Origin of the sequence: Lysinibacillus capsici (genome assembly GCF_003367505.1) — a bacterium.
Taxonomy (GTDB): domain Bacteria; phylum Bacillota; class Bacilli; order Bacillales_A; family Planococcaceae; genus Lysinibacillus; species Lysinibacillus capsici.
In genome coordinates this window covers 37,600-60,141 of record NZ_PXXX01000006.1, presented here as the reverse complement: position 1 = coordinate 60,141, position 22,542 = coordinate 37,600, and the positions used below count along the sequence as shown (strand labels likewise).

At 36.9% G+C, this 22,542-nt stretch carries 22 protein-coding genes; 4 read left to right on the top strand and 18 right to left on the bottom strand.

All coding sequences use genetic code 11. The features are described from left to right. Positions 1-77: 77 nt before the first annotated feature. Positions 78-959, bottom strand: coding sequence for a LysR family transcriptional regulator (locus C7B89_RS02400; protein WP_115673114.1), 882 nt, complete (start codon positions 957-959; stop codon positions 78-80). A 137-nt stretch (positions 960-1,096) separates the two neighbouring features. On the opposite strand from C7B89_RS02400, the gene C7B89_RS02395 reads away from it, so the two are divergent. Together C7B89_RS02395 and C7B89_RS02390 are read left to right on the top strand one after the other, a co-directional pair. Continuing rightward, complete coding sequence (locus tag C7B89_RS02395; protein ID WP_048393979.1) at positions 1,097-1,792, top strand: L-2-amino-thiazoline-4-carboxylic acid hydrolase; 696 nt, start codon at positions 1,097-1,099, stop codon at positions 1,790-1,792. A 4-nt stretch (positions 1,793-1,796) separates the two neighbouring features. Beyond that, the gene (locus C7B89_RS02390) at positions 1,797-3,008 is read left to right on the top strand and encodes a Zn-dependent hydrolase (protein WP_054549706.1); all 1,212 of its coding nucleotides are present in this window, start codon (positions 1,797-1,799) and stop codon (positions 3,006-3,008) included. A 50-nt stretch (positions 3,009-3,058) separates the two neighbouring features. Here C7B89_RS02390 and C7B89_RS22890 read toward each other — a convergent pair whose 3' ends face one another. Further along, positions 3,059-3,208 carry a hypothetical protein gene (locus tag C7B89_RS22890; RefSeq protein ID WP_155483378.1) on the bottom strand — a complete coding sequence of 50 codons (150 nt, stop codon included), beginning with the start codon at positions 3,206-3,208 and terminating at the stop codon, positions 3,059-3,061. A 220-nt stretch (positions 3,209-3,428) separates the two neighbouring features. Here C7B89_RS22890 and C7B89_RS02385 point away from each other — a divergent pair, with 220 nt between their 5' ends. Beyond that, positions 3,429-4,211 (top strand): ABC transporter ATP-binding protein, encoded by a 783-nt coding sequence (locus C7B89_RS02385; RefSeq protein ID WP_115673113.1) that lies wholly within the window; start codon positions 3,429-3,431, stop codon positions 4,209-4,211. Then, positions 4,208-5,830, top strand: coding sequence for a hypothetical protein (locus C7B89_RS02380; RefSeq protein ID WP_115673112.1), 1,623 nt, complete (start codon positions 4,208-4,210; stop codon positions 5,828-5,830). Before C7B89_RS02385 ends, C7B89_RS02380 begins: the two co-directional genes overlap by 4 nt. Before the next feature lie 62 nt (positions 5,831-5,892). Here C7B89_RS02380 and C7B89_RS02375 read toward each other — a convergent pair whose 3' ends face one another. From C7B89_RS02375 to uxuA, 16 genes are all read right to left on the bottom strand, one after another. Next, on the bottom strand, positions 5,893-7,176 hold the full coding sequence (locus C7B89_RS02375; RefSeq protein WP_115673111.1) for a histidine--tRNA ligase: 1,284 nt from the start codon (positions 7,174-7,176) through the stop codon (positions 5,893-5,895). A 251-nt stretch (positions 7,177-7,427) separates the two neighbouring features. Next, the gene (locus C7B89_RS02370) at positions 7,428-7,859 is read right to left on the bottom strand and encodes a MarR family winged helix-turn-helix transcriptional regulator (RefSeq protein ID WP_048393972.1); all 432 of its coding nucleotides are present in this window, start codon (positions 7,857-7,859) and stop codon (positions 7,428-7,430) included. After that, the gene (locus tag C7B89_RS02365; RefSeq protein WP_048393970.1) at positions 7,849-8,130 is read right to left on the bottom strand and encodes a transporter suffix domain-containing protein; all 282 of its coding nucleotides are present in this window, start codon (positions 8,128-8,130) and stop codon (positions 7,849-7,851) included. The genes C7B89_RS02370 and C7B89_RS02365 overlap by 11 nt, the downstream gene beginning before the upstream one ends. A gap of 147 nt (positions 8,131-8,277) precedes the next feature. Continuing rightward, on the bottom strand, positions 8,278-9,912 hold the full coding sequence (locus C7B89_RS02360) for a DUF4179 domain-containing protein (RefSeq protein ID WP_115673110.1): 1,635 nt from the start codon (positions 9,910-9,912) through the stop codon (positions 8,278-8,280). Then, positions 9,899-10,432: an RNA polymerase sigma factor gene (locus C7B89_RS02355; RefSeq protein WP_115673109.1), complete on the bottom strand. Its 534-nt coding sequence runs from the start codon at positions 10,430-10,432 to the stop codon at positions 9,899-9,901. Before C7B89_RS02355 ends, C7B89_RS02360 begins: the two co-directional genes overlap by 14 nt. A gap of 251 nt (positions 10,433-10,683) precedes the next feature. After that, the gene (locus C7B89_RS02350) at positions 10,684-10,920 is read right to left on the bottom strand and encodes a small acid-soluble spore protein Tlp (RefSeq protein ID WP_066037929.1); all 237 of its coding nucleotides are present in this window, start codon (positions 10,918-10,920) and stop codon (positions 10,684-10,686) included. Between the two features lie 153 nt (positions 10,921-11,073). Then, positions 11,074-12,285, bottom strand: coding sequence for an MFS transporter (locus C7B89_RS02345; RefSeq protein WP_115673108.1), 1,212 nt, complete (start codon positions 12,283-12,285; stop codon positions 11,074-11,076). Between the two features lie 142 nt (positions 12,286-12,427). Beyond that, positions 12,428-13,426 carry a LacI family DNA-binding transcriptional regulator gene (locus C7B89_RS02340; protein ID WP_103118977.1) on the bottom strand — a complete coding sequence of 333 codons (999 nt, stop codon included), beginning with the start codon at positions 13,424-13,426 and terminating at the stop codon, positions 12,428-12,430. A 74-nt stretch (positions 13,427-13,500) separates the two neighbouring features. Continuing rightward, positions 13,501-14,499: an ureidoglycolate dehydrogenase gene (gene allD / locus C7B89_RS02335; protein WP_115673107.1), complete on the bottom strand. Its 999-nt coding sequence runs from the start codon at positions 14,497-14,499 to the stop codon at positions 13,501-13,503. A 15-nt stretch (positions 14,500-14,514) separates the two neighbouring features. Further along, on the bottom strand, positions 14,515-15,522 hold the full coding sequence (locus C7B89_RS02330) for a zinc-binding alcohol dehydrogenase family protein (RefSeq protein WP_115673106.1): 1,008 nt from the start codon (positions 15,520-15,522) through the stop codon (positions 14,515-14,517). Continuing rightward, complete coding sequence (locus C7B89_RS02325; protein WP_115673105.1) at positions 15,510-16,775, bottom strand: mannitol dehydrogenase family protein; 1,266 nt, start codon at positions 16,773-16,775, stop codon at positions 15,510-15,512. Before C7B89_RS02325 ends, C7B89_RS02330 begins: the two co-directional genes overlap by 13 nt. Before the next feature lie 12 nt (positions 16,776-16,787). Then, complete coding sequence (locus C7B89_RS02320; protein WP_054549719.1) at positions 16,788-18,287, bottom strand: UxaA family hydrolase; 1,500 nt, start codon at positions 18,285-18,287, stop codon at positions 16,788-16,790. Positions 18,288-18,308: 21 nt separating this feature from the next. Continuing rightward, a complete protein-coding gene (locus tag C7B89_RS02315) occupies positions 18,309-19,574 on the bottom strand; it encodes an MFS transporter (protein ID WP_048393958.1) in 1,266 nt (421 codons plus the stop codon). Between the two features lie 36 nt (positions 19,575-19,610). Beyond that, positions 19,611-20,444 (bottom strand): SDR family oxidoreductase, encoded by an 834-nt coding sequence (locus C7B89_RS02310; protein WP_115673104.1) that lies wholly within the window; start codon positions 20,442-20,444, stop codon positions 19,611-19,613. Next, positions 20,437-21,459 (bottom strand): zinc-binding alcohol dehydrogenase family protein, encoded by a 1,023-nt coding sequence (locus C7B89_RS02305; protein WP_048393955.1) that lies wholly within the window; start codon positions 21,457-21,459, stop codon positions 20,437-20,439. Before C7B89_RS02305 ends, C7B89_RS02310 begins: the two co-directional genes overlap by 8 nt. 9 nt (positions 21,460-21,468) lie before the next feature. After that, positions 21,469-22,533 carry a mannonate dehydratase gene (uxuA, locus tag C7B89_RS02300; RefSeq protein WP_048393954.1) on the bottom strand — a complete coding sequence of 355 codons (1,065 nt, stop codon included), beginning with the start codon at positions 22,531-22,533 and terminating at the stop codon, positions 21,469-21,471. Positions 22,534-22,542 lie beyond the last annotated feature (9 nt).

Below are 22,542 nucleotides of genomic sequence, written 5' to 3'. Positions count from 1 at the left end.
GTCCTCCATCTGATTAATCTAAACAATCCCAATTGGTTTTATCAGATAATAGTTCGGGTTTTTTTAATTGTCAATAACTAATTTTGTAAAAAGGAGGCAAAGTATTTCGATATTTCTACAAACTTTAAAGCTCCTGGAGAAAGATGAATACTGTGTTTGTGTGCAATTCCAACCTGTCTAATATATGCTTGATAAAATTTTTTTCTAATCAGGTTACTTGGTGCATGTAGTAAAAGCGAGTTCGGCACAACAGAAATGCCTAAATTTTCATTGACCATTGTCAAAATGACTTGGTCAACTGATAATTCATAGACTACATTGGGATGGATTTTATGTTTAGCTAAGATCCTTGATACATCTCGATCAATCGTACGTTTAGGCATAATCCAGCGTTCATCCTGCAATTGCTCTAGAGAGAGCCTCTCTTCCTTAGCCAATGGATGCTCCTGTGCCATAATGCAAACAAGCTCATCATTAAAAATCGCATCGAATACAAGATGTTTAGAATTTGGTTGCACTAAAAAACCGATATCGACAACGCCATTATGAAGCCATTCTTCGATTTGATCATAATCTCCCTCCATCAAACGTATTTGTAGGTCTGGATGATGCTGTTCGAAATACGCTAAAACCTTTGGTAATAAGACCAGAGAAACACTTGGTAGAATACCAACCGATAACGTCCCCCCAATGAGATTTTTTAAATTTGCTACAGTGGTTTCAAGCTGCTGTTGTTGCTGCAATATTTTTGAGATGTGTTCGTAAACAATTTTCCCCTCACTCGTTAAAACAATATTATTGCGGTTTCGAATAATTAGAGAAAGCCCTAATTCTGCCTCTAAATTACTAATCGTATGACTGATTGAAGACTGTGTGAGATTGAGCTTTAAGCCTGTTTCTGTAAAATTTCCTGTATCGATAAGTGTATGGAAAGCAATATATTGTGCTAATGTAGCCATGCTATTCTGCTCCTTTTATGATTTTTTTTCATAGTTGATTGTGTAAATATTCATTTGATTTAAATTACTAGCCACCTCTATAATAAAAATAAAATCCAAGTAAATCAATATGATTTGTTAATGAGGGGGCTCATAAAATGGCAGAGGAAAGATTAATGATGAAGGCTTTATCTATGGACATAATTACCGCAAAAATGTTTACAGAATTACATCTCTCCATTACAGAGCAGTACGGAGAGCATGGTCGGAGATTAGTACAAAAAGGCTTAGAGGCGTTTGGTTTAAAGGATGCTGAAGCCATGGCGAAAAAAGCAACAGCAGAAGGGGAAAATCATACTTTCTTTGAATACTTACCCCAAATCGTTGTAGGTGAAGAGAAATTTGCTGATTTAACACCGTTTGCTCGATTTTCTAAAATGTTTGCACAGATTGCCAAGCCAGTTGTAGATGAATATGGAGAAGCTGGTGAACAAGTGATTATGCGGGCAGTAGAGCGTTTTGGTCATAAGCGAGGCCAAGGTATTGCTCAACGTGCTCGCACAAACGGTCTAGAAAATTCCGTGGAGCATTATTTAACTAACTATGATATGGGTCGCAGTGATTTGTTTGAAATCGATACAGTTTATAAGGAAAATGAGGTTGAACAAACGTTTACTCACTGCCCATTAGGTCAACAATGGGCAGATGATGATATGGGTAAATATGGAATTTTGTATTGTAAAGTCATCGACCCCTCTATTGCTAAAGGGTACAATAAAAGCCTAGAGGTGGTACATGATCAATTTGTTTTACGTGAAGGACAGTGCCACTTCCAATTCCAAATGAAAGAGTGATGTCATGATTAACGGAGTTAGGCTCGTACAGCATCTTCAAGACTTAAGTCAAATTGGTCGTAATGAAAAGACAGGTGGCATTAACCGCTTCTCGTTCACACCAGAAGAAAAGCAGGCAATTGAGTTAGTTACAACTTATATGGAACAAGCAGGTATGAATGTCACAATCGATGCAGTTGGAAACCTTATTGGTACATATGGTGAAGGAAATGAAACCATTATGCTAGGTTCTCACATCGATACAGTACCAGAGGGTGGCAAATATGATGGAGCATTAGGGGTGCTAGCAGCTATTGAAGTGGTACATACTATGCATGAGCAACAGTTGATACCCTCTAAAAAAATTCAAGTTGTCGCTTTTAAGGATGAGGAAGGAACAAGATTTGGCTTTGGGCTCCTTGGCAGTAGTGCAATGGCTGGTCTTTTAACAGAGGAGCAATTACAGCATACAGATGAAGCTGGCATTTCCATCGAAGAAGCCATGAAAGATTTCCATTTATCACCTTATCCTTTAACACAAGTGCATCGTAATGACATAAAAGCTTATTTAGAAATGCATATCGAGCAAGGAAAAGTGTTAGAAAATGAAGACCTACCAGTCGGTGTTGTCACAGGTATTGCAGCCCCATTATGGTTAGAGGTAACCGTAACGGGTGTCAGTGAACATGCTGGTGCAACCCCTATGCCGATTCGTCAGGATGCTCTAACTGCAGCAAGTGAAATGATTTTAGCTATTGAGCAACTATTAACCAATACAACAGATTCCGTTGCAACGGTTGGTAAGCTAACGGTCTCCCCAAATGGGACAAACGTTATACCAGGTAAAGTTACGTTCTCGATTGATCTTCGTGATATTGACGAAAATAAAGTAAGTGCATTAGAGCAAGAAATAATGCAACAGCTTCAACAAATTGCTGAACGAAGACATGTCTCATTGGCTTCTAAAGTATTACAGCGCATTAAGCCTGCAAAAACCGATGCCTTACTACAACAGCAACTTACTACAAGTATTGAAAAGCAAGGTATACGTCCTTATTCTCTCATAAGTGGTGCTGGGCATGATGCAATGAATATAGCTGAAATTGCCCCGATTGGGATGCTATTCGTCCGTTCAAAGGATGGTATTAGTCACAATCCTTTAGAATACAGTTCAGATGAGGATATTATTGTAGCAACTAATATTTTTTATGATACAGTTGTTGAACTTGCTAAATAGACTACTATATAGAAGAAAGCCATTCTCTAATTTTTTTTAGAATGGCTTTTTTAATTTTTTCCATAACCTTCATTTTTAGCTTGAGTAATCACCTTTTGAATGAAAGGCTCTTTTTTCAGGGTATATGTTGGGCGAATTATATTGAAAAAGATAGCCCAATTTGGATTATAGTCAGACAATACCACTTCAATTTTTTTCATGTGTCATTCACCTCACTTTTTTGAAATAAGCCAACTATAAATAAAGCGTATTTACCTTAAAATAATAAATCTATTCCGTTTTTAAATTTCCCTTTATATAAGAAAATCTCTCTATTTTTGATTGAACTGGTTTCATTTTAGCATAAGGAATATTATCTCTTTTAATATGATATAGTGTAATTATGGTTAATTTTCCAAAATAATTGAAAGGGGCTATAAAATGGAAGAGATTTTAACAATTACGAATTTAACGAAGAGTTATGGAAACAAGGAAATTTTGAAAGGGATTGACCTTCACGCAGCTAGAGGTGAAATCATCGGTTATATCGGCCCCAATGGCGCGGGTAAAAGTACAACTGTAAAACTTATTCTAGGGCTAGAAGGTGATTTTGGTGGCGAAATTAAGCTCTTTGGGAAAAGCATAGGACAAGACCAAATTGATTATAAACGGCGAATTGGTTACGTCCCTGAAATCGCTGATGTTTATGATAACTTAACAGGCTATGAGTATTTAACCTTCATCGGCCAGCTATATGGATTAGAGCTAGAGGAGGCGGCTGACAAATCCAAATCACTAATGGAACTGTTTGGAGTTGGTGAAGCATACCATTCTAGAATTTCTTCCTATTCTAAAGGCATGCGTCAAAAACTACTAATTATTGCAAGCCTTATACATAATCCAGACCTGCTATTTTTAGATGAACCAATCAATGGCCTAGACGCAAACAGTGTCATGATTTTTAAAGAAATCTTAACGCAACTAGCTGCCAATGGAAAGACTATATTTTACTCATCACACATTATGGATGTCGTTGAAAAAATCAGTAGCCGCATCATTTTGCTGTATGATGGAAAAATTGCAGCGGACGGAACATTTGCCCAATTAAAAGCAGATAATACTGAAGGAACATTAGAAAGAATTTTTAACCAGTTAACAGGATTTCATGAACATCAGGAAATCGGAGAAAAATTCGTGTCCGTCGTTCGTGGGGGACAATTATGACAGATTTCAAAACGCTACGATTGCTTGATAAGTTCCGATGGCTTTTTATAAAAATGGGCATTGATTATGACATGATGAGAAAAATCCTCCATATAAAATTAACAATGGATGAACGGAAAGTACCTACCCTATTTAATCAAAACAAAAAGAAAGACAATCAAAAGTATGGCTACATTAAGTCTCTATGGATTTATATGTTATTCGGGCTTATACTCATCCCGCTTATGGGATTTGGTCAAAATTTTCTATTTCAGATGAGTATCGCCTTTGCAATGATCATCTTTTTGATTATGACTTCATTGATTTCTGACTTTTCTTCTGTGCTTTTAGATGTACGAGATAAAAGCATACTTTCAACTAAGCCTATTTCAGCTAAAACAATTAATGCAGCAAAATTTATGCATATTTTTATTTATTTATCCTATTTAACATTGGCCCTAACAGCCATCCCTCTAATAGTCAGCCTTTTTACTCAAGGTATTGTGTTTTTTATTTTAACAGGTCTTGAGATTCTATTAATGAATTTATTTATAGTTGCCATCACAGCCATTTTATATATTGCCATTTTACGCTTCTTCGATGGTGAAAAGCTGAAGGATATGATTAATTATGTACAAATCGCTTTATCTCTAATGCTGATGATTGGCTACCAAGTTCTTATTCGATCCTTTGAATTCGTCAATTTAGATATGGTAGTATCGTTTCATTGGTGGAACCTCTTCTTAATACCGATGTGGTTCGCTGCCCCTTATGAACTCATACTGCATGGTGACACATCCTTATTGACAGTCATTTATACCATCTTAGCAGTGATTGTACCTATTATTTCGATTTGGATCTATATTAAACTCATACCAACCTTTGAACGCAATCTCCAAAAACTGCTAAGTACAAGTAAGTCTAAAAAGGAAAAGAACAATCGACTAAAGTCGTTTTTATTAACCATTGTGTGTAGAACACACGAGGAACGAGCTTTCTATCGCTTCGCAGCTCTGATGATGAAGCAAGAGCGAGAGTTTAAGCTAAAGGTCTACCCATCTTTAGGCTTTTCATTTATTATTCCCTTTATTTTCATGTTTACTTTTAGCAGAGGGGAAGAAGTCGATTATGCTAGTAGTATGAGCTATTTAAATATCTATTTTAGTATGATGATTATACCATCCGCTGTCCTTATGCTTGGTCACTCTGCTAAATATAAGGCTGCATGGATTTATAAAACGCTACCGCTTAAAGATTATACAGATTTACAAAAAGGTAGCTTAAAGGCATTTTTAATTAAATTGTATACTCCGTTATTTTTAGTACTAAGTATAGTCTTTAGCTATATTTATGGTATTCGAATTATCCCTGATTTACTAGCTGTTTTGGTAACAAGTTGGTTATATACCATCTTTTGTTTCGTCATGATGACAAACAAATTACCCTTTACCAAACCCTATGATGAAGTTAATGATGCGCAAGGCTGGAAGATTCTTTTGTTATTGCTCCCTTTAGGTTTACTTGTAGGGCTGCACTATATAATAGCTAGTCAGATAACATACGGCTCCACTATATATTTCATTGTGCTTTTCTTCATCAACATCTTGATATGGAAACTGGTTTTTAAATCGAAAAAATAACCAAAAAACGGCTCAAATCCTATAATAGAGTGGGATCAGCCGTTTTTTCCATGCTATGGTGTTTAAAAGATAAATGCAACGATTTCTTCCTCACCGCTTTTCATATCTTTTATTTTATACATATTTTGATTGACCTCGTTATCTCCTAATACAATAACCTTTGGTGTGTTTTCACGATTGGCTTTTTCCATCGCCTTTTTCACTTTTTTCCCACTTAGCTCAACTTCTATCTTATATTTTTCTCGCCGTAATGCAGTTGCTAGCTTTAGTGCCTCTTTTTCTGTTCCCAGAGGAATAATATAAATATCCACGCTAGGAGCGTTTTGCTCTGTTTTTCCCGAAAGCTCCAATGCTGTATAGATGACATCTAAACCAAATGAAATACCAACAGTAGCATAGGTTTGATTTGTCTCTAAAAGGCCACCAATAGCATTGTCATAGCGTCCCCCACTACCAATACTTGAGCGGATTATTCCATCTGCTAAAAAAATTTCATAAATTGTTCCTGTGTAAATTTCAAGTCCCCTCGCTAAAAATGGATTGAAAATACATTGGTCACTTATTTCAAGTGCCTCTAAATAAGAAGTTAGTTCCATTAATTCCTGTAAACCTTGTTGTAAAAAGACATTCTCAGTCGCGAATCCTTCAAAATACGCCATACTTATTTGAGGACGTTCATCTAAAAAGTGCTTTATTTTATGAATACTATTATCTGATAACCCCAATGCCTTCAATTCTGCGAGCATTGTTTTCTCGTCTATTTTTTCAATCTTATCTAATGTTAAAATAACTCGATTCATTTGTTCCTGTTCAACCTCAAATAATTGCAGTAAACCAACTAAAAGCTTGCGATTATTATATTGGAGATTAATTTTAAGTTTAAGCTGATCAAAGGCATCTATCGCCATCATCATTAGCTCCGCCTCAGCAGCCTGTGATTCTACCCCAACAATATCTACATCACATTGTGTAAATTCGCGAAAACGACCAGCCTTGATGGGGCCATCTCGAAACACTTTGCCAATCTCATATCGTTTAAATGGCATAGCAATCGCTGGATTCATCGCTACAACTTTTGCAAATGGAATTGTTAAATCATAGCGTAACGCTAAATCTCGCTCACCTCGATCTGTTAATGTATACATCTCCTCTAAAATCTCAGCACCACCAGCATATTTAGAAGCCATCAACTCTGTATAGTTAAGAATAGGTGTTTCTAACGGCTTGCAGCCATAGGCTATAAATGTATCTTCTAACGTACGTCGTATCACACGACGAGTAGCCTCTTGCTCTGGTAAATAATCTTGTGTTCCTCGAACATTCTGATAGTCCATTATTTTTTTCATCATAATCTCCTCCTCATTTTTTGAGCAATAAAAAAACCGTATAGCGATAAAGCTTCAAATCAGCTTTATTTATACGATTACATGAGAAATAGTCTTCCTATTCAATATTAATAAGTTAATAAAGATAGCAAGACTAGTGATTATGATGATGTTTTGTTGTGAATGATTGGACAAGAGTAATGACCATGTTTATTCCCCCTTTTTTATTAAGGGTTACTATAAGACACACCCAATAGAATGTCAAATTTTTTCTAAAATTCACACAGTATTTTTTTCATTTTTTCTAGAGTAGCTAACATTTCAGCTAACTCTTCAGTTGTTAAGTGAGCATGGTACTTTTCTGTAATCTGTTGATTAAAGGCTTCGACCTCCTGTTTATATAATAGACCCTTCTCACCTAATTCGACAGAAAAGGCACGCTTATCCTCCTCATGCTGCCTTTTCATTATATAGCCATCCTGTTCAAGCTTGGTTAATTGCTGACTCACTGCACTTTTTGTAATAGCCATTTTATCTGCTAGTTCTGAAGGCGAGCAGGATGGATGACGCATCACTAATGTTAAAAGAACATATTGCTGATTATTTAAGGAGAAATTAGTATAAGCCCTTTCCATTTTCTCAAGCATGATCCAAATATCTTCAATGGTTTGATTTATTTGCTCTGCTACCTGGTTATTCTTCATTTTTTTGAGTGTCACCTTTTTCTCGCCATTTTTTAGGATTTAGATAGCTTTTAAATTTGTTGGCTACTTCTTTTCCAACAAGTAAAGCACCAAGCCAAAATAAGATTTCAGCCATAATAATACTTCCTGGTATAATCCCTGCCTTTACTTTTGTAGGTATCGGTGTGAAAGGTGTAATAATTGGGATTAACCATAAAGAAAGTGAAAAGATAATAATGCCTAGTCCAAGCTTATAAGCAAAAGATTTTTGTGTTTTTTCGTTAGAGGTCATGTATCTTCTCCTGTACAATAATTAATTTATTTAAGTTAACTAAACTATATGATACATTTCTTTTTATGTAAAGCTTTTTAATCTTTAGAACAAAAATCCCCATCTATTTGAATAGTGAGAGTCAAATAGATGGGGTTACTAATTTAGTTATTTTCCAAATGTAAGGGGTATACGTAGCTCATCATTTGGCTTGTTAGTTAAATATTTATAAATGAGAATTTCTAGCTCCTCCTTGTCAAAATTCTCATAAACATCCATTCTTTTATTATTTTCAAGAATGCCCATAAATTCAGGCGTCCCATAGATTTTTTCTTTATCCTCTAAATAATAGGTTTGATTGACTCCAGCAAACCCTGGATCAGGGCTTAATGATTCCACATAAAGGTTATTGTCCTTCATATAATACGTCCATGAAATTGGGTACCCTGCTATATTAGATGTTACACTTTGAGGCTTTGCTGATATGTTCGTTAATTGGATTGAATTATCGTCTCCGTATAAACCTTCAACACGGTTCTTAGCAACGAAAGTTAAAGGTTGATTTTCCAAAGAAGCTGCATTTAGTCCAGCTATTTCAAAGCGCAGCTCTGTTTTATTAGGATTTCCAACTTTACCCGAAATATATCCAGTCAATAAGGTTCCACCTACATCCAGTTGATAATCCATATAAGGGAAAGTTTCGTATTTTTCTTGAGTAAGAACTAATCGAACTTGGGTCGGTGTAACCGTCATTTCATGAATTTTAGTGCCACCAGGCACATTATCAATTGGAATATCTAATACTTGCTTAAATGACGTATTTTCCAGTTGTGTTTTAGAGAGATTTAGTTGCATATTCCAAGTAATTTCTTTTGTTTCTAGTATACGGTTATAAGAAATTTGGAATTTAGTTCCCTCTTCTTGTAAAGCTTCAGACTCGAATAGTTGCTGACTAAAATATTCTCCTTTTGCTCCCTGTCTTCCCATGAAAGATTTTTTCCCTGTTTCAATTGAATGATTCGTATTATTAATCGCCTCAATGAATATCCCTGTATTTCGGACTTTTAAATCTGTAAGTGTAACTGCCGTTTTAAGCAATATTTTACCCTCATCTTGTGCAAAAGATTGAATAGACACTGTGTCAACTCCGTCCTTTTGAATAGGGAACACTTGCGTAGTTAAGTCATTTGGATTATAGTCGATAGAATATTTTTTATCGCTGATGAATTGAATATTCTCCATCATAAGCTCCACGTCTGTCATCTGTCCTTCAGCAACCCAATCCGTTTCAAAATAACCCTGAAAGGTACCAAGCTCCTCATTCCAAGAATGTGTATAATTCCCTTCAATAAAGTTATCCTTTGAATCTTTAAGCCCGGTATGTTCAAAACCTATATCCTCTCCATCCCAAGAGGCATCAGGTTTCAAACTATACAAAAGAAAGGTTCTGTTATCATCGATAAACGCCGTATGTACGGTCAACGTAAACCCATCCTTCGTAACGGATTTCTCAATCGTCTGCCCTAAGCCCTGGTCTAATGCCGACTGAATACCAGCTCTATAAGATAGAATAGTTGACCAATCATAGTTCAGTGCTGCATAGACAGGTGTAGCCATTAGAGCAACAGCTAATCCTGCGACCAAAACAAATCTCTTCCTTTTTCGAGGTAGAAGTTCGATCGGTTCATTTACCATTTTTAATTCATCCTGCTGGATACCATTCCACATTTGTTCAAAGTCAGGATACTTCATGTTATGGTCTGCGTTCATCTCTTTTTTCAATTTCTTTTCAATGCGTTCCAAATTGATTCTCTCCCTTCAAAAATAAATTTTGATTTTTTTCTAGTTTTTTGCGCATGATTTTCAATGCCTTATGGAGTCTCGATTTCACTGTTCCCACTGGAATCTTTAGGGTTTCCGCAATTTCCACTAATGATAGCTCACCAATGTAGCGGAGGGTGACAACAGCCATTAACTTTTCTGGTAACTGTCTGAGTAGTGCCTCCCACTCCTCCTCAGCTGCCTTCTCCAGTACAATGGTGTCTACAGATTTAACTGATGCCGTAGTTTGCTCCTGTAGCAACTGTACCTGACTCACTTTTTTTAACTGAGCCTGCTTTCTTTTAAGCAAATTTAAACATTGATTCATCGCAATCCGTAAAATCCAAGCACGTGTATGCTCTACACTTCTCCAATCCTGACGAAAGACGGTGACAAATACATCATGGCAGAGATCTTCCGCATCTTGGGCATTCCGTAGCATATAATAACAGGTACGGTAAACATCTTTGTTGTATGAATCGAATAATTCACGTTCTGTCAATCCAAGGCACTCCTTTCTGATGGTTCTACGTTATAAACAAATGACTACTTGAAAAGGTTCATTTTTTTAAGAAATTCATATACGTACTTTTTTAATTTAGTGTTTATGTAAAAAGATCCAGTTAATGTACAAAAAAACAGATGGCAATAGAGGTCCGTTATGGAACATCTAATCCATCTGTTTTTGGCTATTGGGAAATGGTGAGCGAAGGCAATATCATGAATCACATTTGATTCTTCTAGAAACTAATTTTAAACTTCACCTTTTTTTCGTGCTGTCATTTCATCTTTCATTTCATCTTTTAAAGCTTCAATTGACTGTTTACGTCGCTTATTTTTTTCCTTTAGCCTGTTACTTTCTAGAGGATCTGCAAATTCCATACTAATTTCTGCTTCCTGCACTTTCTCCTCAGTATTTTTAACAATATCACGAATGCGTTCAACATTATTGGAGCGATCATCTGGTTTTCGATGTCTTGAATTAGCCATGTTAACCTCCTCAAATTATGACATAAGGTTATTTTGGAATGATTTTATCATTATATGAGTGCTAACTTTTACTAAAATAACATCCTTTAAACGCTATCTATCCAATAATTCTACCTTCATTAAAAGCAATTAAGTTTCCACCTGACAGGATTTTTAGACAATCTCTTCCTTCAAACCTTCATAGGCAGATTTTGAATGCATAAATACATATAAAACTAGGGAGAGGAAAATAGCTACAATTCCAAAGACAATGCAGACCATTTGTAGGGAGAGCCATTCCGATAGCAACCCTAAGGCTAACGTAAAGACAATCTGTAGCACATTAATGACCATCGTTGAAACACTACCAAAACGGCCCATAATTGATGTCGGTACACTTATTTGATAAAAGGTGCTGTAGCCCGCATTACAAAATGACATACATACTCCTAATGCTATAAAGCTAATAATCGCCATTGCCACATTCGGTGAAGAGTAAAACAATGTATAGCAAAGTGTGGTCAAAAGCAGACCATAGACAATATATTGTCTTGTTGAAAATCTTTTAGCATAGCGAGCAGCCATTGCTCCACCAATAATAGCTCCAATTCCAGCGATACTAACGATGACACCATATAGACTATCTGAAGCTTGAAGGTTTTGTTTAATAAATGTAGCTTCCTGTGAATCTAATGCAAAGGCAATCATCAATGCACCTTGAAAATAAAGAAATACTTTGGCAAAGACTTGCTCTTTTTTTATATAGGCGTAGACAATACCATAATCCTCTTTTAGCATCCTCCAAGTAATGGGTTTTGGGTGCATGTCCTGATGATCTTCTACTGCGGGAAGCTTAAAAATGGAGAGTGCACAGATAAAGAACGTCAAAGCATTAAACCAAAACGCTATAGAAATATTGGAAATGGCAATGATAAACCCAGCCAATGCTGGCCCAATTAAAAATGAGCCTGAGCTAAACATTCCTAATATTGCATTAAAGGATTGTTTATCTTCATCTGGTATATATTTCGAAATATAATAGGTACTACTTGGCCCAAAAAAGCTACTTGCTATATTAGATAAAAATAAAACACAATAGATGAGCCAAATAGAGGACGTAAAAGGTAACAATAAAATCAATATGCCACGAATAATATCACTATAGATCATTAATTTTTGTTTATTCGATCGATCAATGATGGAGCCTGCAAAAAAGCTTGTTAAAATTCGAGCAATCGGTCCTACAATAAATATACTCGCCATAGCAGTAGGCGATTCTGTTAAATGCCAAACTAATAAATTGAGCGCAACTAGATTCACCCAATTTCCTAAATACGAGAAACCAAAGCCAAATAGAATGAGCCAATACTTCCTAGCAATGCTCATAAGTCCCCTTTCTATCACCAAAATGAATGATTGGTCTTTTTTGACATAAAAGTATTCCTTTAGATAATCATATCTATCGATGAATAGCTGTGCAACTAAAAATAGCAACCCTTAGCTAAGTTCATAGCTTTGGGTTGCCTTTTTAGTTAGTTGAATCTCGATCGATTAATATCGGTTTGAAGCGATATAGTTTGTGGTCATCAGCTAGATGTTCTTTTTTAATTTTTGCTAAGAGCAATGATGCCGCTTTCTGTGCCATTGGTAAAATGGGCTGTTGCAATGTTGTAATGGAAGGTGTTAAAAAATTGGCATATGGTACATCATCCACAGCAATTACTTGTACATCATTAGGCACATGTAAGTTTCTTTTTTTAATATAAAGCATTAATTCTTGGAAAATACGATCATTTGCCGCAATGATTCCTCTTGGTGGTTGCTCCAACGTAAATAATTGATTAAAAATCTCTGTCATCTGAGCTGGCTCACCATTTTTTATATAGCGCTCATCGATCAACAGATTCCTATTTCTGAGCGCTTGACGAAATCCTTCTAAACGTTCGACACGAGGAGTAATCGGTAAGGCTAAAGAAGTAGTGATAATGGCTATTGGTTGCTTTCGAAATGTCTCCACTGCCGTATCCATGGCAGAAAAATTATCAAGCAATACAGCAGGAATATCTACTCCCTCAATAAAACGGTCAATAAAAACGATTGGCATTGCTTGTTGATGAAGCCTTATGTAGAGATTTTTGTTTTCTCCTGTTGGAAAAACGATTAAGCCATCCACCTGTTTTTCTAGTAAAGTTTCGATATGTTTTTTCTCTTTTTTAGGGTTATCCGCTGAGTTACACACAATCATATGAAAGCCTTCTTTATCGAACTCTGCTTCCAATGCATTTATTATTTTTGTTGAAAAGTCATGGATAATATTCGCCACAATAATACCAATTGTAAAGGTAGATTTCTGTTTTAAGCTACGAGCCATTAAATTTGGACGATATTGCAATGCTTCAATAGCCTCTTCAATTTTCTTACGAGTCTCTGTACTCATATATTCATATCGCTTATTCAAATATTGCGATACTGTACTATTCGAAACATTTGCATATTGTGCAACATCGGCAATTGTTGTTTTTTTCACTAAAATCAATCTCCTACCTATAATATGAAAACTCTCCTTGGTATTATGTAGCATAGCATACTTTACTGGTTAAATTAACTAGTCAAATAGTTATATACTTGTTCAGGTAAGTCAATGCCCTTATCCATTGTTTCCACACTACGTATCTGTTCAATTTCACCAGGCACTAGTACCTGATCAAAATTTGGTGCTGTTGGCGCATCATGTAATTCATTTATCATTTTCGAGATATTTGCTTTGAATTGATCTACATCTCCAAAAATATTTGGATCTAATACATATAAATATTGTCCTAGATTACGTTTCTGTTCGTAATCACCATACATTTTTGAAATGTGAGGACCAAAAGCTGCACTTGCTAAAATTCCAGAAAGAACATCTACTACAAGTGCCATACCATATCCTTTTGGCCCTGCAAACGGTGTTAAAGATTTTACTTGGTGTGGGTCTGTAGTTGGTGCTCCTTGTGCATCAACTCCCCAGGTATTTGGAATTGTCTCCCCTTTTTCACGTGCATATAGAATTTTCCCTAGCGCTACATTGCTTGTTGCCATGTCCAAAATAATCGGTTTATCGTTGGTTGGAAAACCGTAAGCAATTGGATTCGTACCAAAGTAAGGCTCTTTTCCGCCAAAAGGAACAACTGCGGAGTCCGTTTGAGAGCACATAATAGCAATTAAATTTTCACTCGTGGCTTGTTCAAGAAAATAGCCGAGTGCCCCACAATGGCTACTCTCTTGAATAATCGTTGTACATGAGCCATGTTCCTTAGCCACTTTAATGGTTTCATCCATAGCTTCCTTACAAATGACATGCCCAAAGCCATTATCCCCCTTAAAAAGAAGGTGATTTGTGCCTCTTTTTTCTACTGTAAAATGAGGGTTTTTCGTTATTCCACCTGCCTGTAAACGTGTTATATAATGCTCCACGCGCATAACACCGTGAGAACTGACACCACGTAAATCGGCATAAATCAAAACATCTGCTACTTGCGCTGCTGTTTCAGCTTCAACACCTTCAGTTGTGAATTTTTGAACTACTATTTTTTTTAATGCTGGTACAGAAATATTCATTGAAAATCCTCCCCATTATTTAAAATAGATTTGTGCTTTATTTGTGTTGTATTGTTTTGCCTCAAAGTAAGAAATAGCTTCATCGAATGCAATATGCTTCGTAACATAGCCTTTCTTTATAGCTCCTGACTGCATGTAGTTCATAACCGTCTCAAAATCTTCTAACGTAGCATTACGGCTGCTCTTCAATGTTAATTCCTTTGAATGAAATTCAGGATCATTAAATGTAATGGTTTTCTTCATTAAACCAATAAACACTAATGTGCCACTATTTTCTACGTATTGAAATGAGGATTCCATTGATTGTTGATTGCCTGTTGCATCAAAGACAACTGTAGGAAGTTCACCATTAAATTTTTCATGTAACTGCGCCATTATGTCATGGCTACCAACAATCACACCATCCGCTTCCGACCATGCCTGTCCTTCTTTTAAACGTTCTTCGTTCAAATCCATTAATACTGTTTTTGCACCGCGTAACTTAGCAAAACGTGCTGCTCCTAATCCAATTGGCCCTGCACCGATAACAAGTACTGTATCATTTTCTGTTAGTTCCGAACGACGTACTGCATGGGCACCAATAGCTAATGGTTCCACAATGGCTAATTGGTCACCTGACACAGCATTATCAGTAATTACAATACTGTCATCAACTACGATATATTCGCCCATACCACCATCCATATGTACACCTAATACTTTCAAAAATTTACAGCAGTTTGTTTGACCTCGACGACATGCAACACACTCTCCACAATGGATGTATGGAATAACTGTTGCACGATCTCCTACTTGGATGTCCTTAACTGCTTCACCGACTTCTTCCACGATAGCAGCTAGTTCGTGCCCTAACACTCGTGGATAACTAAAGAATGGTTGTTCACCTGCAAAAGCATGTGTGTCTGTTCCACATACACCAATATGCGTGATTTTTAATAAAACATCATGACTTCCTTCAATACTAGGCTTGTATACTTCACGTTCCACCATTTGAAACGGTTCATTAATGATTAATTGTCGCATGCTATTGCCTCCAATAAACTAGTAATTGTAGATAATTGCTGAATAACCTCTGCTGCATCACACTGGAAATATTGTTCGATAAATTGTTGCATTGGCTCTGACTGACCTTGTTCAAAATAGTTATGGATTTCAGTCAGTTTTTCAATAGTTTGATCAGATTCACGCACGGAAAAGCGTGTTGGATTCATTGCATATATCCCTATTGCTAAAGCTTGATAGTATATTTCTGTTTCAGCGTAAGGGGCAATACGTGTTTGCCACTTGGATAACTCATTTAATTGAATATCATATAGCTGATGCTCAATAAATGGGTTTAAAAAACGTTCAAAGACATCTTGCTGATAGTGCTCATCCACTTGGAAGCGTTGGATAAAATCGTTTGTTACTTTTTCAATAAAGGCTCGAACACCTGCATGAGAAAATGCCTCTCTTACAGTTTTATAGTTAAAAATCTTGCCGAATGCTGAAAACAAAATATGACTACCATTTAAAATGGCAACTTTGCGTTTTCGATACATGTCTAACTCATCAAAGACAAAAGGGAAATCATGACTTGTTGGCCAATGTTTAAATGGCTCTTTTTGATCAATTACAAATAAGAAATACGGTTCACAAACTGTGTAAAGGGCATCCTCCCCCTGATAATCCCGTGGATAACCTGTTACAATACGGTCTACAAGTGTATTACAAAAAGTTAACGTAGCAAGCCAATCATTAAATGCTGTAGGCAACTTCCAGTCTTTAGCATGCTGTAGACAAATTGTTTTTAATGTAGAGCCATTCTGTTCTATTAATTCCAAAGGCACAATTGCCACTTGTTTTTCACCCTGAAAATGTTTGTAATATTGTTCTAGAAAGACGGTTAACTTTGCTGCATAGCTTGTGGGACAAGCCGTAGGATAAGGAATATTTTCATAATAAATCCCTGCCTCTGTTGTATTAGACACAATCATTTCTAATGTCTCAGACTGTGCATATTGTAAAAATGTAGGCCAGTTTTCATATGGATGAATAGTATCTTGAATAATCTTAATAGTGGTTTCTTCTTCTACGACCTCACCGTTTTTTAGCCCACGTTCCATCACAGTGAATTGCAGCTGTTGTTCTTCTAGCAGTTTAACTGTTTTTCCTCTTGCTGTTGCTGCGACAGAAACAATACTGCAAGGGACTTGTAGTTTTTCAACTGCTAGGTCAAAAAAGCCTCTGATAAAATTCCCATCACCTATTTGCATAATTTTAATAGGATGTTTCATGTCATTTCTCTCCTACATCGTCACGCCATCTTTAAAAATGGCGATTTCTTTGAATCCATATTTCTCATTATTCGTTTGCACTTCACCTGAAGCTAGCGCTACTATATAATCCATAAATTCATCGACTAATACATCCATCGGCTTCCCATCCACTAACTGCCCTGCGTTAAAGTCAATCCAATTTTTTTTTCGTTCATAAAGTGGTGTGTTTGTTGAAATTTTGACTGTTGGTGTAGGTCCTCCAAAGGGTGTTCCCCTACCAGTTGAGAAAAGGACGATTTGGCAGCCTGTTGAGGCCAGTGCTGTTGTTGAAACAAGATCATTTCCTGGACCGTTTAGTAAATGTAGCCCCTTTGTTGTCATACGTTCGCCATAATCAAGCACTTCTTTTACCTCTTGAAAGCCCCCTTTTTGTATACAGCCAAGTGATTTTTCTTCCAATGTTGTTATTCCACCCGCTTTATTTCCTGGAGAGGGATTTTCATAGACAGGTTGATTATATTTCATAAAATACTGTTTAAAGTCATTTACTAAATGCACAATATCCTCAAAAACAGAGGCATCTTTTGCACGTTCCATTAAAATCTGTTCAGCACCAAACATCTCTGGAACTTCCGTTAACACCGTTGCACCTCCAGCTGAGATCAACTGGTCAGAAAATACACCAATCATCGGATTAGCGGTAATGCCAGAGAAACCATCACTACCACCACATTTCAAACCAATTTTCAGTTCTGAAATAGGTAATGTTTGTCTGTCAAATGTCGTCACATAGTCAAAGGCTTTTTCAAGCAGTTGTTGACCCTCTTCCATTTCATCTGCTGATTCTTGAACATTTAAAAAGGAAACGCGTTGTTCATCATAATGACCAATTGTTTTCTTAAAGAGCTCAATATAATTGTTCTCACATCCTAGCCCTAATACAATGACTGCCCCTGCATTAGGGTGATGAATTAAATTAGCTAAGATTTTTTGTGTATACGTTAAATCATCACCAAGTTGTGAGCAACCATATGGATGAGCGAAATGCTGTACACCATCAAAATTGTCAGCCTTCAATAATTGGTTGCCTAACTTCGCCAAGTTTTCAGCTACTTTGTTAATACATCCAACCGTATTAATAATCCAAATTTCATTTCGTACACCAGCCTGACCATCTTTTCTACGATACCCCTTGAACGTGCGCTGTGCATGACGAGACTCTGCTACGGGATGTGTTTTTGGATTAAATTCATAGCTTAATTCACCCGATAAATTGGTTTTCATGTTATGGGAATGAACCCAGCTACCTGCTAGGATTTCTTCTGTCGCATGACCAATTGAAAAACCATATTTCGTGATGTGTGCATCTTTAGAAAGAGTCTTGATGGCGATCTTATGCCCACGTAGTACTTGTTGCTGTAACGTTATTTCCTTTCCATCCAATGGAAGTAAAAAGCCTTGAGGAAGATCACTCAAGGCTATGGCAACATTGTCCATCGGATGAATTTTAATAACTGATTGATTGTTCATTTGAATCCATCCTTTCTATTTTTAAGCTAATTCTTTATGAACAATTGGTGTAACAAATTTAATAACTGCTAATGAAGCGATGACCGCTAAGCCACCTGCAAGTAGGAAAGCTGCGGAGAATGTTCCTGTTCTGTCTACTAGGAAACCTGTTAAAGTTGGCCCAATAATACCAGCTGTGTTTGCAAGGAAGTGCATAAAGCCGCCAACAGATCCAACATACTTAGATTCCACCACATCATTAATGATTGCCCAGTAAATAGCCCCTGTTAAATATAAGAAGAAAACAGAGGTAGCAACAAGCGCAACAGCACTAACTGTTGTTGTTACAATACCTGCACAGCCAATCGATACAGCTGCTAAGAATAAACATGTCACTAGAACGACTTTACGAGAGAATAAAACTCCCTTACGCATAAAGCGTTTGTAAATGAAATCTGAGACAATTCCACTCAATGCTAAACCTAGGAATCCTAAAATCCACGGAATAACCGTTACAATACTCATATCTTTTACAGCCATTCCACGAGCTTCTACTAGATAGCTTGGGAACCAAGTTAAGAAAAAGAATAGGATATAGTTATAGGCAAAGAACGAAAAAGCAGTAAATAATACTGTTGGTTGTTTTAAATAATAAGATAGACCACGACTATGATTGATATCTTCTGCTGCAATCTCTAAGTTTGCCATTGATTCTACACTGTCTTCTTTGTTTGGCTTTTCTTTCACCACTTTAAACCATACGATTGCCCAAATAAATCCAAGGATCATGATCGCAATAAATGAATATTTCCATCCATATGCTAATGCAATATAACCAACGATTGGACCTGCGATTGCACCACCAAGTGGCGTACCACTATTGGCTAGCCCTACTACAGAGGCACGTTTATCCGCAGGAAACCAGTTATTCACCATCTTATTTATGGTTGATGACAATGGCCCTTCCGCCATACCAAATACAATACGAACAATAATCAACGATGCGAACCCAACGACTAAAACCATTGCTCCACTAAATAAAGACCATACAATCATCGCTACAAATAGCGTTAACTTGGCACCAAATTTATCGGAAGCCATTCCACCTAAGAAGTTAAAAATGGCATACCCAACAGAGAAGCTACTAAAGATAATCCCTAATTGGGTTGACGTTAGATGAATATCTTCTTGAATAAATGGTGCTGCAATTGATAGTGCTGAACGATCTAAATAGTTAATGACACCCGCTAAAAATAGCATGACAATTACAACCGTTTTGCCGTCTCCAAAAATACCTTGTTGTTTCATATCATTCACCCCTAAATTTGAAATAAATCCCCTTTGTTAAACGCCTGAATAAGCCATAAATCCACCATCAACAGGAATTGTTACGCCAGTGACAAATGCTGAGTATGTATCATCAGCTAAAAATAATAAAGTTCCTAATAAATCTTGTGGTTTTCCAAAACGCTTTTGTGGTGTAGCTGCAATGATTTTTTCTGAACGTGCAGTTAATGAACCATCTTCTGTTAGCAATAAATTACGGTTTTGTTCGGTAATAAAAAATCCAGGTGCAATGGCATTAACACGTAAACCTGCTTCTGCAAAATGCACCGCCATCCATTGCGTAAAGTTATTAATCGCTGCCTTTGCCGCGCTATATGCAGGCACTTTTGTCATAGGGGCATAGGAGCTCATGGATGAAATATTAATAATTGTGCCCTTCGTTCTCAGCAATGCTTCACCAAAAACTTGGGCAGCCAAAAATGTTCCTGTAAAATTATTCGAGAATACGCTTTCAAAACCACTTGGTGTTAATTCAAAGAAATTTGGTGTAGTCGATTGTTCTTTATATACTTCATCAGCCGTAATGGCATCTGGATGATTGCCGCCCGCTCCATTAATCAGTACATCAATTTGACCATATTGCTGTAAAATTGCTTGTCTCGCTGCTATTAACGACTCTTTGTTTAAAACATCCACAGAAAAATTAATTGCTTCTCCGCCATTTTCTGTAATCGATCGGACGACTGCTTCTCCTTTTTGCGCTGTACGATTTAAAATAGCAACTCGCATACCTTGCCTAGCCAATTCCATTGCCATCTCTGAGCAAAGAACACCACTACCACCCGTTACAACAGCCACTTTATTTTGCAATGCTTCATGCACCTTACTCACCTACTTTTAAAATAACTTTACGTACTTCATTTTGGTTTTTTTCTATATATTCAAATGCTTCTTTTGCTTCATGTAATGAGAAAGTATGTGTAATTAAACCTTGATGCTGTAGCTTTCCAGCATCAACAAGCTTCACTACATTTTCAAATTGGAATGTTTGTAAACGTGAGCCTTTTATCGATAATTCCTTTTTCGTAATTGGTAGTGGGGCAAGCTCAATGGCTTCCTCTCCAAAGCTAAGGACTACTACTCTCCCAGCAACTGAAACAGCATCGATAGATTGCTTAAATGTTAGTGGAATACAAACTGCATCAATAGATACATTGACACCTACTCCATCTGTCCATTGGTTAACAGCCTCTAATAAATCTTGCTCGTTTACATTAACAACTACATCTGCACCAAGTTCTTTTGCAAATGAGAGCTTTGCTGGATCCAGATCAGAAATCATCACGCGTGCATCTATTAATTTAGCCATCTTTAAAATACAAATGCCAATCGGTCCGGCCCCTTGAATCAATAGTGTTTCACCAGCCTGTAATTCACCACGATATACTGCCTGCGCGCCAATTGTATAAGGTTCAATTAAGACTGCCTCTTCTAAAGAGGTGTGGTCTGCTACTTTATGCAATTGCTTTTCAGCTACAACAAAACGCTCACGCATGCCTCCATCTTCATGAACACCAAAAACAGAAAGTTGTTCGCAGACATTTGGTTGTCCTTTACGGCAAGCATAGCACTCACCACAATAACGAATTGGTTCGACAACAACCTTGTCACCAGCTTTTAAACCTTGTACGTCTTGACCAACCTCTAACACTCGGCCAGCAACTTCATGCCCAGGTACACGAGGCAATGTCGCTAATGGATTCGAGCCATGATAAATATGCATGTCTGAGCCACAAATACCAACATATTCTGTTTGAACAAGGACATCTGTTGACTTTGTTATTACTGGTTCTGCTACGTCAATTAAAGCCATTTCAAAAGGTTTGATTACTTGTAGTGCTTTCATACACGTCACCTATTTCTTCAGATTTTCATAAGCATCCCAAAGTCCATTTAAATACATAATGCCAAGTGCTCGATCATATAAGCCGTAGCCTGGACGACATTGTTCTCCCCAAATATGACGACCATGATCTGGACGTACATAACCTTCATAGTTTTGGTCATTTAATGCACGGACAATATTTTTAATATCGATTGAGCCATCCGATGTAAAATGCGATGTTTCAAAGAAACTACCATTTTCCATAATCTTGACATTGCGGATATGAGCAAACGGAGCACGATATGCATATTTTTCAGCGATGGCTACCATATCATTTTGTGGGTCTGCTCCCATTGAACCTGAGCAGAACGTAAAGCCATTTGCCATGGAATCAGAGATTTTAATTAATTTTTCATAGCTTTCTGCTCCTGTAATAATGCGAGGTAAGCCAAAGATGGTATATGGTGGATCATCTGGATGAATTGCCATTTGAATACCTACCTCTTCCGCAACTGGTAAAATGGCTTGTAAAAAGTAAGCTAAGTTGTCCCAAAGTTTGGCTTCATCTACTTCTTTGTACTGTTCAAATAAATCTGAGAGTCGAGCTAATCGTTCTGGTTCCCATCCTGGAAGGGTTAAATCTGAAGAAGCGCTTACTTCATTCACTAGTTCTTGTGGATCTAAGTTCATGACCTTTTCCTTATCAAAATAGAGAGCCGTTGAGCCATCTTCTAATGGATGGAATAAATCTGTACGTGTCCAATCAAATACGGGCATGAAGTTATAGCAAATAACTTTGACACCCACTTCACCAAGGTTGCGAATAGATTGTTTATAGTTTTCTATATATTGATCACGTGTTGACAATCCTAATTTAATATCTTCATGGACATTGACACTTTCCACGACATCTGTATGGAATCCGAACGATTGAATATAGTCAACTTCATCTTGAATAGCCTCTTTAGTCCACACCTCTCCTGCTGGTAGGTGATGGAGTGCCCAAACAATACCTTTTACATTTGGTATTTGCTTCACATCTTCTAATTTCACTGTATCATTGCCACGACCATACCATCTAAATGTCATATTCATACGTCATTA